Annotated in this window: 12 protein-coding genes; 5 read left to right on the top strand and 7 right to left on the bottom strand. The window is 68.8% G+C overall.

The window, feature by feature from the left end; translation table 11 throughout:
• Nucleotides 1-108: 108 nt before the first annotated feature.
• The 4 genes from DTA15_RS23170 to DTA15_RS23185 all read right to left on the bottom strand — a co-directional run bounded on the left by DTA15_RS23170 (nucleotide 109) and on the right by DTA15_RS23185 (nucleotide 4,624).
• Complete coding sequence (locus tag DTA15_RS23170; protein WP_006485660.1) at nucleotides 109-1,179, bottom strand: AI-2E family transporter; 1,071 nt, start codon at nucleotides 1,177-1,179, stop codon at nucleotides 109-111.
• 138 nt (nucleotides 1,180-1,317) lie between these two features.
• Entirely contained in the window at nucleotides 1,318-2,427 is a 1,110-nt protein-coding gene (locus tag DTA15_RS23175; RefSeq protein ID WP_006485651.1) for an NADH:flavin oxidoreductase/NADH oxidase, read from the bottom strand.
• Between the two features lie 141 nt (nucleotides 2,428-2,568).
• A complete protein-coding gene (locus DTA15_RS23180) occupies nucleotides 2,569-3,255 on the bottom strand; it encodes a type 1 glutamine amidotransferase domain-containing protein (RefSeq protein WP_006481723.1) in 687 nt (228 codons plus the stop codon).
• A gap of 340 nt (nucleotides 3,256-3,595) precedes the next feature.
• Nucleotides 3,596-4,624, bottom strand: coding sequence for a substrate-binding domain-containing protein (locus tag DTA15_RS23185; protein WP_034178270.1), 1,029 nt, complete (start codon nucleotides 4,622-4,624; stop codon nucleotides 3,596-3,598).
• Nucleotides 4,625-4,811: 187 nt separating this feature from the next.
• Here DTA15_RS23185 and DTA15_RS23190 point away from each other — a divergent pair, with 187 nt between their 5' ends.
• Together DTA15_RS23190 and DTA15_RS23195 are read left to right on the top strand one after the other, a co-directional pair.
• A complete protein-coding gene (locus DTA15_RS23190; RefSeq protein WP_006481721.1) occupies nucleotides 4,812-6,374 on the top strand; it encodes a glycoside hydrolase family 68 protein in 1,563 nt (520 codons plus the stop codon).
• 202 nt (nucleotides 6,375-6,576) lie between these two features.
• Nucleotides 6,577-8,214, top strand: coding sequence for a glycoside hydrolase family 32 protein (locus tag DTA15_RS23195; protein ID WP_012493306.1), 1,638 nt, complete (start codon nucleotides 6,577-6,579; stop codon nucleotides 8,212-8,214).
• A 64-nt stretch (nucleotides 8,215-8,278) separates the two neighbouring features.
• Here DTA15_RS23195 and DTA15_RS23200 read toward each other — a convergent pair whose 3' ends face one another.
• Nucleotides 8,279-9,028, bottom strand: coding sequence for an SDR family oxidoreductase (locus tag DTA15_RS23200; protein ID WP_006481722.1), 750 nt, complete (start codon nucleotides 9,026-9,028; stop codon nucleotides 8,279-8,281).
• Between the two features lie 122 nt (nucleotides 9,029-9,150).
• Nucleotides 9,151-10,065, bottom strand: a complete 915-nt coding sequence (locus tag DTA15_RS23205; RefSeq protein WP_006493277.1) for a LysR family transcriptional regulator — start codon at nucleotides 10,063-10,065, stop codon at nucleotides 9,151-9,153.
• Between the two features lie 165 nt (nucleotides 10,066-10,230).
• Between DTA15_RS23205 and pdxR the strand changes: the two genes are divergently transcribed.
• From pdxR to DTA15_RS23220, 3 genes are all read left to right on the top strand, one after another.
• Nucleotides 10,231-11,715, top strand: a complete 1,485-nt coding sequence (gene pdxR / locus DTA15_RS23210; RefSeq protein WP_006485811.1) for a MocR-like pyridoxine biosynthesis transcription factor PdxR — start codon at nucleotides 10,231-10,233, stop codon at nucleotides 11,713-11,715.
• Between the two features lie 95 nt (nucleotides 11,716-11,810).
• Complete coding sequence (locus DTA15_RS23215) at nucleotides 11,811-12,248, top strand: carboxymuconolactone decarboxylase family protein (protein ID WP_006479143.1); 438 nt, start codon at nucleotides 11,811-11,813, stop codon at nucleotides 12,246-12,248.
• A 10-nt stretch (nucleotides 12,249-12,258) separates the two neighbouring features.
• A complete protein-coding gene (locus DTA15_RS23220; protein WP_006485809.1) occupies nucleotides 12,259-12,678 on the top strand; it encodes a cupin domain-containing protein in 420 nt (139 codons plus the stop codon).
• A gap of 109 nt (nucleotides 12,679-12,787) precedes the next feature.
• Here the strand turns inward: DTA15_RS23220 and DTA15_RS23225 are convergent, their stop codons facing one another.
• On the bottom strand, nucleotides 12,788-13,987 hold the full coding sequence (locus tag DTA15_RS23225; protein WP_006485807.1) for a porin: 1,200 nt from the start codon (nucleotides 13,985-13,987) through the stop codon (nucleotides 12,788-12,790).
• Between the last annotated feature and the right edge of the window lie 151 nt (nucleotides 13,988-14,138).

Below are 14,138 nucleotides of genomic sequence, written 5' to 3' on the forward strand. Positions count from 1 at the left end.
GGCGTCCTCGCCCGCCGAATCGTCAGCGATCGTTGCAGCCGTCACCCGCGTGCGTGTGCATCCGCGTCGTCGCACCGCTGCGTCGAGCCGACGCCACGGCATGCGCGCTCAAGCGATCCATTCGGCCCACAGCATCGTGAGCACCGTCATCAGCGCCGGGCCGACGAACAGCCCGATCAGGCCGAACGTCTCGGCGCCGCCGAGGATGCCGAACAGCACGAGCAGGAACGGCAGCCGTGTCGAACCGCCGATCAGCACCGGCCGCACGAAATGCTCGGCGACGAACACGACGATGAACCCGAGCGCCGCAACCACGACGGCCCACATGGTCGCCCCCTGCACGAACAGCCAGAGCGCCGCGCCGCAGAACACGACCGGCGCGCAGAACGGCAGCATCGCGGCGACCGCCGTGACGAGCCCGAGCAGCGCCGCATGCGGCACGCCCGCGAGCGCATACGCGACGCCGAGCAGCGCGCCCTCGCCGAGCCCGACGACGACGAGCCCCGTCACCGTGCCGTACACGGCCGCGACCATCCGCTCGATCAGTTCCGCGCCGTTGCGCCCGAACGCGCGCCGCGCGCCCTGCAGCAACGCACCCGACAGCTTGTGGCCCGCGCGCAGGATCACGAACAGCGTGACGAGCATGAAACCGAATTCGAGCAGCACGTGCGCGAGCTTCGTGCCGAATTGCCGGCCGAACGCGATGAATTTCTCGCTGTTGACGCCGTGCATCGCGGTGGCCGCATGCAGCGGATGGCCGAGATTGGCCTGCCACCATTCGGTGATCTGCGCCGCGCCGTACGGCAACCGGCTGACCACGTCCGGCAACGGAATGCCGTTGTCCTGGACCGTGTGCAGCCACTCGCGCAGGTCATGCGCCTGCGCGATCGCCTGGGTCGTCGCGACCGCCACCGGCAGCACGACGAGCAGCGAAATCGCCGCCGTGATGACGGTCGCGATCAGCGTCGGCCGGTCGCGGAACAGCCGGTGCGATTCGAAGCGCTTCAGCAGCGGCCACATCGCGATGGCGATCACGCAGGCCCACGCGATGGCGGGAATGAAGTCGCGGATCACCCACAGCGCAAGCACCAGCAGCGCCGCATACAACGCGACGCGGGCGATCTGTTGCGCGCGCGGCCGCGCGGCGGAATCGTGAGACGACGGCACATGTGCGCCCATGGCACCTCTGTCGAAAAGAAAAAATGGCGGTTCGCGCAGGCCATCGGCCTGGACGAACCGCCATTCTATCCATCGGCGCCCGACCGGCGCCGCGCGCGATGCGCGGACCGCCGCGGCGCGGCGTCGACGTGTCCCCGCTTACGCCACCTTGTCCGCGACCCGGTAGCGTTCGAGCCAGTGCGCGTACGGCGCGGGCAGCGTCCACGACGGACGCTCGACGCCGAGCTGCTTGGCCGCGTAGTACGGCCAATGCGGATCGGCCAGGTGCGCGCGGCCGACCATCACGAGATCGAGTTGCTGTTCCGCCACCACGCGGTTCGCCAGTTGCGGCGTGTCGATCCCCCACGCGGACGACACCGGCAGCCCGGCCTCGCGGCGCACGCGCTCGGCGATCGGCGCGAGGAACGCCGGGCCCCACGGAATCTGCGCGGTGGGCGTCGAGAAGCCGACCGACACGCTCAGCATGTCGAGCCCTTCCCGCTTCATCCGCTGCGTGAGCGCGATCGACTCGGCGAGCGTCTCTTCGTCGCGGCCGTCGTATTCGATCACGCCGAGGCGCGCGGTCAGCGGCAGATGCTCGGGCCAGACCTTGCGAACGGCGGCCAGCGTGTCGACGAGGAAACGGCCGCGGTTTTCGGCCGAACCGCCGTATTCGTCGGTGCGCTGGTTCGAATGCACCGAGAAGAAGCTCTGGCCGAGATAGCCGTGCGCGAAGTGCAGTTCCAGCCATTCGAAACCGAGGTCGCGTGCGCGCTGCGCCGACGCGACGAAGTCGGCCTGCACGCGGGCGATGTCGTCGTGCGTCATTTCACGCGGCACCTTCGGCAGATGCGCGCCGAACGGCACGGCCGACGGCGCGATGGTCTGCCATCCGCGCGGATCGCCGTCGGCGATATGGTCGTCGCCTTCCCACGGGCGGTTCGCGCTCGCCTTGCGGCCCGCGTGCGCGATCTGGATGCCCGGCACCGCGCCGGCCGCCTTGATCGCCGCGACCGACGGCGCGAACGCCTCGGCCTGCACGTCGTTCCACAACCCGGCGCAGCCCGGCGTGATGCGGCCTTCCGGCGACACGGCGGTCGCCTCCGCGATCACGAGGCCCGCGCCGCCGCGCGCGATGCCGGCCAGATGCACGTGATGCCAGTCGTTGACGACGCCGTCTTCGGCGACGTACTGGCACATCGGCGGCACCGCGATGCGGTTGCGCAGCGTGACATCCTTGAGTTTGAACGGTTCGAACAGGGCAGACATCCACGACTCCTTTGCTTGGTTCTGCAAAACGGCTGGGAATGCGCCGCGCGGTGCGCACGACGCAACGATGCGGGCCGCCGGCGGGCCGGCAGCGCCCGGCGACGGCAAGGACGCGGCGCCGGCCCGGCCGGCGCCATGCGGTTAGCGATGGCCGAGCTTCGCGAGCAGCGCCTCGGCCGCGGGCGCCGACGACGCGGGGTTCTGCCCGGTGATCAGCAGCCCGTCGGTGACGACATGCGGCGCCCAGTCGGCGCTGCGCTCGAATTCGGCGCCGTTGGTCTTCAGCATGTCCTCGACGAGGAACGGCACGACTTCGGTCAGCTCGACGGCCGCCTCCTCGCTGTTGGTGAATCCCGTCGCGCGCTTGCCGCGCACGACCGATTCGCCGGTCTGCGGGTTCTTCACGTGGCGCAGCACGCCCGGCGCATGGCAGACCGCCGCGACCGGCTTGCCGGCCGCGAGCGCGCGCTCGATCAGGCCGATCGAATGCAGATCCTCGGCGAGATCCCACAGCGGGCCATGGCCGCCCGGGTAGAACAGCGCGTCGTAGTCGTCCGCCGATACCTCGGCCAGCTTGCGCGTCGACGCGAGTTCGGCCTTGGCCGCCGCATCGGCGTCGAAGCGGCGCGTCGCGTCGGTCTGCGCGGTCGGATCGCTGCTTTTCGGGTCGAGCGGCGGCTGGCCGCCCTTCGGCGACGCCAGCGTCAACTCGACGCCCGCGTCCTTGAACGTGTAGTACGGCGCGGCCAGTTCCTCGAGCCAGAAGCCGGTCTTCTTGCCGGTGTCGCCGAGCGTGTCGTGCGAGGTCAGGACAACCAGGATCTTCATGATCGGACACTCCTTCGAAAATGAACGGGGGAACGGGGCCGCACGTCGGCGCGCCACGCCTGTCGGTTAGTCCGCCGGCGCGCGGCAACGTGCGATTCATTCATCCGCATGCGATATACGCCTATTAGACCAGTCGTCTAGAAGCGGCCGAAATAAAACGACGGCGTCCCCTGCTTGAGCCCGCCGGAGACGTCGCCGCACGCTTGAGGACGGATGATAGCGCCGGATTAGACCGGTCGTCTAGAAGAATGCGCGTTCGCCCCTGCCGTCGTCATGGCCTTTGCGACCGGGGCGCAGTCCGGTCGCGCCCGCCGTTGCCTCGCCGCCGTCGCCGGGCGGGCTACCCGCGCGCCGGTCCGTCCGTGTCGCCCGCCTCGATGGCCGGCGCCTCGAGCCGGTGGTCGTGCACACCGTCGTCCAGCAGCCGCAGCATCAGTTCCGCGAGCGCGCGCCCCGATGCATGCCCGGTCGGCTGCACGACCGCCGTGACGCGATACGGATGCGCGAGATCGGGCGGCACGCCGTCGTAGACGATCAGCGACATGTCCGCGCCCAGGCGCAGTCCGCCGTCGACCAGCGCGCGAAACGCGCCGCCGCCCGCGATGTTGTTGTCGACCAGCAGCGCCGTCGGCGGCTCGGCCCGCGCGAGCAACGCCCGCGCCGCCTGCAGCCCGCCGTCGTGCGTGAACGCGCACTCGACGAGCAGCGCCGGATCCGCGTCGATCCCGGCTTCGCGCAAGGCCGACAGATAACCGGCGCGCCGCTGCGCGGCGAAATTCAGCGCCAGCGGCGCGCTGATCATCGCGATGCGCCGATGCCCGAAGCCGATCAGCCGGCGCACCGCGTCGCGCGCGCCCGCCTCGTTGTCGAAGTCGAACCACGCATACGGGCCGGCCGTCTGCGTGCGGCCGTACGCGACATACGGAAACGCGCTCCCTTGCAGGTACGCGATACGCGGATCGTCGACCCGCGTGCGCGCGACGATCAGCCCGTCGACGAGCTTGCCGTCGACGATCCGCCGGTACGTGTCCAGCTCCGCGTTCGGCCGCGCGGACGCGATGATGAAATCGAGATTGCGCTCGGCGAGCCGCTCGGTGATGCCCGCGACGACTTCGCCGAACCGCGGATCGCCGAGATCGCCCGCGCCGAACGGATAGACGATCCCGATCATGTCGGCCCGCCCGGTCGCGAGCCGGCGCGCGGTCGGATCGGCCACGTAGCCCATTTCCCGCGCGGCCTTCGTCACGCGCTCGCGCGTCGCCTCGCTGACGTCGTCGTAACCGTTCAACGCGCGGCTGACCGTCGTCCGCGACAGACCGAGCGCGTCCGACAGCGCCTTCAGATTCACCTTCACCGTCATTCCTCGCATGCGTCGATCCGCCCGGCTGCCCGAAGCCCGGGACGCGCCGACCGGGTAATTATTTCCAATTGGTAACGATTACCGTCAAATAAATATCTTTTGCGTTCCAAACCGGTTTGAAATAGCATCCAAACCGGTTTGGACATCGATGCCCACTCAGCCGTTCACTTTCACCTTCCCAGGAAACGACGACGAGATGACATACTTTCCCCTTTTCCGTCCGGTCGCGGCCAAACGTCTGCTGCTCGCTGGCGGCGCACTCGCCGCCCTCGCGTCCGTCGCGCACGCGCAGTCCGGCGGCACGGGCGCGCCCGTGCCCACGCCCCATACCCAGCAAGCCTACGATCCCGAGGGCAACTTCACGATGCGCTGGACGCGGGCGGACATCCGCCAGATCGTCGCGCAATCGCACACTGCCGGCGCCGACAGGAACTCGCTGCCGCAGGCGCTGACGATGCCGGACATCCCGCAGGATTTCCCGCTGATCAATTCGAACGTGTGGGTGTGGGACACGTGGCCGCTGGCCGACCTGCAAGCGAACCAGCTCAGCTACAAGGGCTGGGAGGTGATCTTCTCGCTCACCGCCGATCCGCACGCGGGCTACACGTTCGACGACCGTCACGTCCACGCCCGCATCGGCTTCTTCTATCGCCGCGCCGGCATCCCCGCGTCGCAGCGCCCCGCGAACGGCGGCTGGACCTGGGGCGGCCACCTGTTCCCGGACGGCGCGAGCGCCCGGGTGTTCGGCACCGCGCCGATGACCAACAACGCCGAATGGTCGGGTTCCGCGCGCCTCACGAACGGCAGCAACGTCAGCCTCTACTACACCGCGACGTCGTTCAACCGCTCGGCGCCCGGCGGCGCCGACATTACGCCGCCGCAGGCGATCATCACGCGCGCCGACGGCCACATCCACGCCGACGACAAGCACGTGTGGTTCACCGGCTTCGACGATCACAAGGCGCTGCTGGAACCGGACGGCAACTACTACCAGACCGGCCAGCAGAACACCTACTTCTCGTTCCGCGATCCGTTCGTGTTCACCGACCCCGCGCATCCGGGCAAGACCTACATGGTGTTCGAAGGCAACACCGGCGGCCCGCGCGGCGCACGCACCTGCACCGATGCCGATCTCGGCTACGCGCCGAACGATCCGAACCGTGAAGATCTCAACGCGGTGATGAATTCGGGCGCAGTGTATCAAAAGGCCAATGTCGGCCTCGCGGTCGCGACCAACCCGCAGTTGACCGAATGGAAGTTCCTGCCGCCGATCCTGTCGGCGAACTGCGTCGACGACCAGACCGAGCGTCCGCAGATCTATCTGAAGGACGGCAAGTACTACCTGTTCACGATCAGCCACCGCACGACGATGGCGGCCGGCGTCGACGGCCCGGACGGCGTGTACGGCTTCGTCGGCAACGGCATCCGCAGCGACTTCCTGCCGCTGAACGGCGGCAGCGGCCTCGTGCTCGGCAACCCGACCGACTTCTCCGCGCCGGCCGGCGCACCGTATGCGCAGGACCCGAACCAGAATCCGCGCGAATTCCAGTCGTATTCGCACTACGTGATGCCGGGCGGGCTCGTCGAGTCGTTCATCGATGCGATCGGCCCGCGCCGCGGCGGCACGCTCGCGCCGACGGTGAAGGTGAACATCAACGGCACGTCGACGGCGGTCGACCGCGCGTATGGGCGCGCCGGCCTCGGTGGCTACGGCGACATCCCGGCGAACCTGCCGGCGACGGGGGCCGGTCACAACTGACGGCAACGGCCAGCGTAATCAGGCCAGACCACGATAACGATCGCCAATCAAGGCACGAGGTTCGGGAGGCGCGTATCGCGCGTGTCGCGTGTGCGCCTCCTCTTTTTCTTCCGCCGTTTCTTCTGACCTTTGCGCATGTCGTCGTCACAGGCGGCAGGTGCGCTCCTTACCCGCTTCGCCCGACGAAGCGCCCGGCCCCCGCATGAAATCGACGTCTTTCCGCTGTTCCGTCCGGCTCGTTCGCCTGTTGTTCGCCTGCCTGGCGTGCACGCAGGTCGTCGCCGCCCCGTGCCACGCGCCGCCCGAAACCGGCACGCCGCAATGGCGGCCCGCCCTCCACTACACGCCGCAGCGCAACTGGATGAACGATCCGAACGGGCTCGTCTACGAGAACGGCCGCTATCACCTGTTCTATCAGTACAACCCGCTCGGCAACGACTGGGGCAACATGTCGTGGGGGCACGCGACCAGCACCGATCTCGTCCACTGGCGCGAGCAGCCGGTCGCGATGCGCGCGAGCGCCACCGAGGAAATCTTCTCGGGCTCGATCGTCGCCGACACCCTGAACACGTCCGGCCTCGGCACGCCGGGTCACACGCCGCTCGTCGCGCTTTACACGAGCGTCTACAAGCCCGGCTCGGGTCACGCGCCCGGCATCCAGGCGCAGTCGCTCGCGTACAGCCTCGATCAGGGCACGACCTGGCAGCCGTATGCGCACAACCCGGTGCTGACGCTCGATCCCGAATCGAAGGAATTTCGTGACCCGAAAGTGTCGTGGTATGCGGCGGGCGGCTACTGGCTGATGACGACGGTCGTCGCCGATGCGCAGGTCGTGAAGCTCTATCGTTCCGACGACCTGATCCACTGGTCGTTCCTGAGCGACTTCACGCTGCCGGACGTGCCGCATGCGGGCGCGCTGTGGGAAATGCCGGACCTCATACCGCTGCCGCTCGACGGCGATCCGAAGCGAATCAAGTGGGTGATGATCGTCAACGTGAATCCGTGGTCGATCGCGGGCGGTTCCGGCGCCATGTATTTCGTCGGCGATTTCGACGGCCGCACGTTTACGCCCGACCGCGTCGCGCCGGCGGGCTCCGATCCCGCGCAATTCCGCTGGGTCGACCATGGCGCCGACTTCTATGCGGCCGGCACGTTCTCCGGCGCACCGGGCGCCCGGCCGGTCGCGATCGCATGGATGAGCAACTGGGATTACGCGGCCAAGGTACCGACCACGCCGTGGCGTGGCGCGACCACGCTGCCGCGCGAACTGTCGCTGAAGGCGATCGACGGCGAGCCGACCCTCATCGTCGCGCCCGCCGCCGCGTTCGACGCATGGGCCGACGGCCGGCCGGCCGTGCATGAAGGCGACCTGACGGTCGACTCGGCTACCCGACCGCTGTCGGCCGCCACACGCGGCGGCGTCCAGCGCATCACGGTGACGATCTCGCCGCAGCGTGCCGCACGCGCGGGCCTGATCGTGCGGCGCTCGGCCGATGGTTCGATCGGCACCCGGATCGTGTACGACACCGCGAAGCGCACGCTGACGCTCGACCGTGCGCGATCCGGCGAAGCGAATTTCGCCGGCACGTTCAGCCGCGAGCACATCGTCGATCTGCCGCTCGAACGCGGGCAACTGCGGCTCGAGATCGTCGTCGATCGCGGGTCGGTCGAAGTATTCGCGAACGGCGGCCGCGTCGCACTGACGGACCTGATCTTTCCGCCGCGCGATGCGGATCGCGTGGCCGTGTTCGCCGAGCAAGGCCGCGCGACGTTCGCGGGGTTGACGGTGACGCAGTTGCAAACCGGCGACGACTCGCGCGGCGCCTGCACTGCCCGATAGCCACGGGTGCGGGGCCGATCGCCCGGCATCGCAACGCCGGTGACGGCCCCGCCCGTGTCGCCCGTCAGAGCAACCCCATCCCGCCCGACGCGATGATCTCCGCGCCGACGATGAACGCGGATTCCGGCGCGCTCAGGTGCAGCACCGTCGACGCGATTTCGTCCGGCGTGCCGAACCGGCCGATCGGCACGAGGCCCTTGATCTTGTCGGCCGTCGCGTCGAGCGTCGCCGCATCGAGGCCGAGCTTGCCGTACAGCGGCGTCTGCACGGGCCCCGGGCTCACCACGTTCACGCGCACGCCGTGCGGCAGCAGTTCCGTCGACAGCGTCTTCGCGAACGAATTGACGGCCGCCTTGCTCGCCGCGTACACCGACGAGCCGGGCATCCCGATATGCGCGTTGATCGAGCCGTTGATCACGATCGATGCGCCGCGATTCAGCAGCGGCACGAGCGACTGGATCTGGAAATACGCGCCCTTCACGTTGGTGTTGAACACGAGATCCCACATCGCTTCGTCGCTGTCGGCGAACGGCGCGAGTTTCGCGACGCCCGCGTTGACGAATACGGCGTCGAGCCGCACGCCGGCGGCGGCGAGCGCGTCGGCCAGCGCGCGCGCCGACGCGACGCTGCCGGCTTCGTTGCGAATCGCGAGCGCGCCTTCGCCGAGCGTTTGACGGGCGGCTTCCAGCGTTTCGGCGTCGCGCCCGGTGATGACGACCCGCGCGCCTTCGGCCGCGAATCCCTTGGCGGCCGCCAGGCCGATGCCGCTGTTGCCGCCCGTGACGAGGACCGTCTTTCCTTCGAAGCGTTGCATGATGTTCTCCTGTGAACCGGTGAGTTGACCGTGAACACAGGATGCGCGCGGCGCGTGGCGTTGCCGTACGACGGGCGCGACGGACATGTTCGAAAACGTCGAACATGTTGGCCCGAGCGTGCTCAGCCGACCACGTCGATCCCGTCGAGCAGCCGCTGCGCGAGTCGCGGCTCGCGCAGTTGCTCCAGCCACCATTGCAGCGCGCGGCCGTCGCGGTCGCCGTGCCACGCGACGTACAGCCGGTTCGGCTCGCGCGGGTCGGCCGTCGGCTTCTCGACCAGTTCGCCGCGCGCGAGCAGCGACGCGACGCGCCGGCGCGGCACCCAGCCGACGCCGAGCGCATCGCGCTGCGCGAGGATCTTCGCGCGCATCGACGGCACCGCGAGCACCGCCTGCCCGCCGAGCAGACCATACGCGCGACCGGCCCGCCGCGACGAATCGGCGACGACGACCGCGCGGTGCGCGCCGATCGCATCGCGCGTCAGCACCCCGCTCGCGGCCCCCAGCGGGTGGCGCGGCGACACCGCGAACACCCACTCCATCGCGCCGAGTTCGAACCACTTGAAGCCCGGAATCGCCGGCGGCTCGTTGGTCGCGCCGACGACCAGGTCCGCGCGGCCGTCGCGCAACGCTTCCCAGGTCCCGCCGAGCACCTCGTGCGTGAAGCGCAGCGACACGCCGGAATCGAGCGCATCGAATGCGCGGACGACCGGCAGAAGCGTATCGAACTCCAGCACCTCGTCGCTGACGATCCACAGCCGGTCCTCCCAGCCGCTCGCGACCTGCCGCACGCGCTGCGTCAGCCGGGCGACGTCGAGCGCCAGCCGCGCGGCCTCGTCGGCCAGCAATTGCCCGGCCGGCGTGAGCTGCAGCCGGTAGCCGCGCCGGTCGAACAGCAGCGCGTCGAAGCGCGTTTCGAGCTGGCGCGCCGCGTGCGACACCGTCGACGGCGCCTTGCCGAGCCGTGCGGCGGCGCGCGACAGGCTGCCGGTGGCGCGGATCGCGTCGAGCAGCGCCAGTTCGTCTTCGGACAGCATGAGGTCGCTCCACGGTGACGGTGTCGTCGATCGTAAGGCAGCGGCGGGCGGCGGTCCAATCCGGCGAGGGCGACTGCGGCGGCGAGCCGTCGAACCGCCGCTAGCGCGCCGGACTTCCGGTATGCTGATCAACGCAAAATTACACGAACCGAGGTAACCACTGCGATGGACATCGCGATCCGCATCGAAGGCCGTCACGACCTGACGGGGCAAATCTTCCGGCAACTGCGCACCGCGATCGTCGACGGGCGTCTCGAAGGCGGCGCGCGGCTGCCGTCGACGCGCGACCTCGCGAAACAGCTCGGCGTGTCGCGCAAGACGACGCTCGACGCGTTCGAGCGACTGGTGGCCGAGGGCTTCCTGAATACCCGCGCCGGCGACGGTACGTTCGTCGCCGACGGCCTGGCGCGCGTGCCGCACGCCGCCGCGATGTCGGCGCCGTCGATCGTCGACGACGTGCCGCGCATCGACGCGGTCGATGCGCGCGCGCTGTGGAACGCGCTGCCCGACGCGCTCGCGATGCCCACGCCACAAGACTCGCCCGGCTTCGACTTTCGCGGCGGCGTGACCGACAAGACGTTGTTCCCGTTCGACGCATGGCGGCGCTGCCTGCATCACGCACTGCGCCAGCAGGCGCGCGGCCCCGGCCAGTATCACGATCCGGCCGGCGACCCGCAGTTGCGCGGTGCGATCGCGCGCTACGTCGCCTTCAGCCGCGCGGTCGCCTGCAGCTGGGACGACGTGCTCGTCACGCAAGGCGCGCAACAGGCGCTCGACCTGCTCGCGCGCGTGGTCGTGCGGCCGGGCGACGTCGTCGCGGTCGAGGATCCCGGCTATCCGCCCGCGCGCGCCGCGTTCGCGTCGCTCGGCGCGACGGTGATCGGCGTGCCGGTCGACGCGCAGGGCCTCGTCACGGACCGGCTGCCCGACGACGCGCGGCTCGTCTACGTGACGCCGTCGCACCAGTTCCCGCTCGGCATGCCGATGACGCTCGAGCGCCGCGTCGCGCTGCTCGAATGGGCGCAGCGCCGCCGCGCGGTGATCATCGAGGACGACTACGACGGCGAATTCCGCTTCGAAGGCCGGCCGGTCGAATCGCTGAAGAGCCTCGACCGCACGGGCCTCGTCGCGTACGTCGGCACCTTCTCGAAGACGATCTTTCCCGAGCTGCGGATCGGCTACGCGATTCCGCCGCGCGCGCTGCGCGGCGCGCTGGCCAAGGCGAAGCAGATCGTCGACTGGCACACCTGCACGCTCACGCAGGCGGCGCTCGCCCGCTTCATGCACGAAGGCGATTTCGCGCGGCACCTGAAACGCGTGCAGAAGCACTACGACGCGCGCCGCAAGATGCTGATCGCACACTTGCGCGGCGCGCTCGCGCCGTGGTTCGACGCGATCGTGCCGACCGCCGGCATCCATCTCGCCGCGCACCTGAAGCCGGGGCTCGACGAAGCGGCGCTGGTCCGCGCGGCGCGAGCGCAGGACGTCGGCCTGTACGGGATCTCGGCGTTCCACGTGGGCGTGCCGGTGCGCCCCGGGCTGCTGTTCGGCTATGGCGGGATCGACGCGCTGCGCATCGACACGGCGCTCGCGAAGCTGGCCGCGCTGCTGGATGCCGGTATCGCGGGCGGGTCGCCACTGGTCACCTGAATTTCGATGAAATTGGCTATTCAAGCAGGCCAGTGCACGACCTAAAGTAGGTCCTGTCGCGCCACCCTGCGCAACCCGACCGAAAAGGACCTGCCATGCAACCGCGCCTGAACTTCTATGCCGCCAGCCCGAATGCCATCAAGGTGATGCGCAATGCCGAGGAATTCCTCGCGAAAAGCTCGATCGAGAAGCCGCTCGCCGAACTCGTCCGCCTGCGCGCGTCGCAGATCAACGGCTGCGCGTTCTGCGTCGACATGCACACGACCGACGCGCGCAAGGGCGGCGAAACCGATCGCCGTCTCGCGACCGTCGTCACGTGGCGCGAAACGCCGTTCTTCACCGAGCGCGAACGCGCGGCGCTGGAATGGACCGAGGCGCTGACGCTGGTGGCCAGCAATCATGTGCCCGACGCCGTCTGGGAAGCCGTGAAGCCGCATTTCACCGACGAGGAACTGTTCGACCTGTCGATGCTGATCGCGACGATCAACTCGTGGAACCGCTTCGCGATCGCGTTCCGCAAGATGCCCGAGTGAGGAGCCGACGATGATCCGCTCTCCGCACCCTCGCGTCGCGCTGTACGCCGGGCTCGCGCTCGCTGCGGCACTGCCGGCCGGCGCCCACGCGCACGACGCCGGCGACAGCGTGCACGCGATCATGCAGCAGGCCGTGCCCGAAGCGCCGGCCAAGCGCGTCGTCGTCGCGACCGTCGACTATGCGCCCGGCCAGGCCTCCGACGCGCACAAGCATCTCGGCTCGGTGTTCGCCGTCGTGTCGAAAGGCGAAGTGCTGTCGCAGGTGAACGGCGGCCCGCTGCGCCGCTATCGCGCCGGCGAAGGCTGGTACGAGCCGCCCGGCTCGCGCCATCAGGTGTCGCGCAACGCGAGCGCGACCGAACCCGCGCAGCTCGTCGTGTTCGGGCTGACGGGCGAGCATCAGCCGCTGAAGTCGCCGATCGATCAGTGATCCGACACGACGCATCGTGCATCGGCTCGCGACGTAAACGGAAAAACCGGCCCGAAGGCCGGTTTTTTCATACCGCATGCCGTGAGCGGCGCTTGCGCGCCGCGCGACATCAGAAGCGGTGGATCATGCCGACGCCGACAGCGATCTGGTTCTGCTTCGAACCTGCCGCCACGCCGTCGCCGATTTGCGTCGTCGCTGCCTGGATGGTGCCAGCCTTGCTCAGCGTATTACCGGACGCGTGCTGGTAAGCCTCGAGTGCGTACAGGCCCGTGCGCTTCGACAGGCTGTAGTACTGCGACAGCGTGACCTGATGGTACTTGGCCGCGCTCGTGATGCCGTTCGACTGCGTCGCCGCCGTGTACGAGTAGCCCACTGCGAAGTCCCACTGAGCCGCTGCCTTCCAGTGCAGCACGGCGCCAGCCGTGTTGAAGATCGCACTGTTGTGGAACACCGAGCCGATGCCCGGCGTGTACTTGACGTTCGTGTACGACGCCGACACGTCCCACGCCGGCGTGAACTGGTAGCCGGCCGTCACGCCGATGCGCTGCTGCGACTGCGCCGTCTGATAACCGTTGTTGATCGCGGACACCGCCGGCTGGCCGCCGCTCGTGACCGTCGAGTTGTCGCCCCACGCGCCGCCGCCGAGCGTCGAGTTGTTGACCTTCTGGTAGCCGACCGCGATGCCTGCCGGGCCATTCAGGTACTGGACCGCCGCGCTCCACGTCGAGCCGCGATTCACGCTGCCCGGCACGCCGCCGAACGAGTACGAACCGCCGACCGTGAAGCCGTAGAACTTCGGCGACATGTAGACGAGCGAGTTGTTCGCGCGGTAGCTGGTATCCAGCGAATCGATATCGCCCGGGTGCGCGCCGTATGCGCCCGTCAGCCACGTCGTCGGGCTATACGGCGACAGCAGCGTGTAGTACGCCGTGTACTGACGGCCGGCCGTCAGCGTACCGTACGCCTGGTTCGTCATACCGACCCATGCCTGGCGGGTGAAGATACCGCCCGTCCATTGCGATGCACCGGTCGCGGAGTTCACGCCCGCTTCCAACTGGAAGATCGCCTTCGTGCCGCCACCGAGATCTTCGCTGCCCTTCAGGCCGAAGCGGCTGCCTGCCCATACGCCGCTGGACATCGACACCTTCGAGTGACCGCCGGTCGTCGCGCCCGTCGTCGGGGCTGCGTTGTTCTGGTATGCCAGACCGTTGTCGACGATACCGTACAGGGTCACGCTGCTCTGGGCGTGGGCGGCGGTAGCGGCTGCAAGGCCCACTGCCGTCATGGCGAAAGCGACGCGCTTTTTCATTGATTCTCCGTCCTCAAAGAATGATTTCTTTTCTGGTGTGGTTTTATGACTGACACATGTGCGAGTACATGCCGACGCGATTCTGACGGATTACCAATTGTTTCCCAATACGAGCAGTCGGTCATCGTATGATCGACGCAACGCGCGGGTT

The organism is Burkholderia cenocepacia (assembly GCF_900446215.1).
Classification (GTDB): domain Bacteria; phylum Pseudomonadota; class Gammaproteobacteria; order Burkholderiales; family Burkholderiaceae; genus Burkholderia; species Burkholderia cenocepacia.

Bases quoted from the DNA above. Each gene is read 5' to 3' on its own strand.
- DTA15_RS23170 (WP_006485660.1), bottom strand. From the start codon at position 1,179: ATGGGCGCACATGTGCCGTCGTCTCACGATTCCGCCGCGCGGCCGCGC.
- DTA15_RS23175 (WP_006485651.1), bottom strand. From the start codon at position 2,427: ATGTCTGCCCTGTTCGAACCGTTCAAACTCAAGGATGTCACGCTGCGC.
- DTA15_RS23180 (WP_006481723.1), bottom strand. From the start codon at position 3,255: ATGAAGATCCTGGTTGTCCTGACCTCGCACGACACGCTCGGCGACACC.
- DTA15_RS23185 (WP_034178270.1), bottom strand. From the start codon at position 4,624: ATGCGAGGAATGACGGTGAAGGTGAATCTGAAGGCGCTGTCGGACGCG.
- DTA15_RS23190 (WP_006481721.1), top strand. From the start codon at position 4,812: ATGACATACTTTCCCCTTTTCCGTCCGGTCGCGGCCAAACGTCTGCTG.
- DTA15_RS23195 (WP_012493306.1), top strand. From the start codon at position 6,577: ATGAAATCGACGTCTTTCCGCTGTTCCGTCCGGCTCGTTCGCCTGTTG.
- DTA15_RS23200 (WP_006481722.1), bottom strand. From the start codon at position 9,028: ATGCAACGCTTCGAAGGAAAGACGGTCCTCGTCACGGGCGGCAACAGC.
- DTA15_RS23205 (WP_006493277.1), bottom strand. From the start codon at position 10,065: ATGCTGTCCGAAGACGAACTGGCGCTGCTCGACGCGATCCGCGCCACC.
- pdxR (WP_006485811.1), top strand. From the start codon at position 10,231: ATGGACATCGCGATCCGCATCGAAGGCCGTCACGACCTGACGGGGCAA.
- DTA15_RS23215 (WP_006479143.1), top strand. From the start codon at position 11,811: ATGCAACCGCGCCTGAACTTCTATGCCGCCAGCCCGAATGCCATCAAG.
- DTA15_RS23220 (WP_006485809.1), top strand. From the start codon at position 12,259: ATGATCCGCTCTCCGCACCCTCGCGTCGCGCTGTACGCCGGGCTCGCG.
- DTA15_RS23225 (WP_006485807.1), bottom strand. From the start codon at position 13,987: ATGAAAAAGCGCGTCGCTTTCGCCATGACGGCAGTGGGCCTTGCAGCC.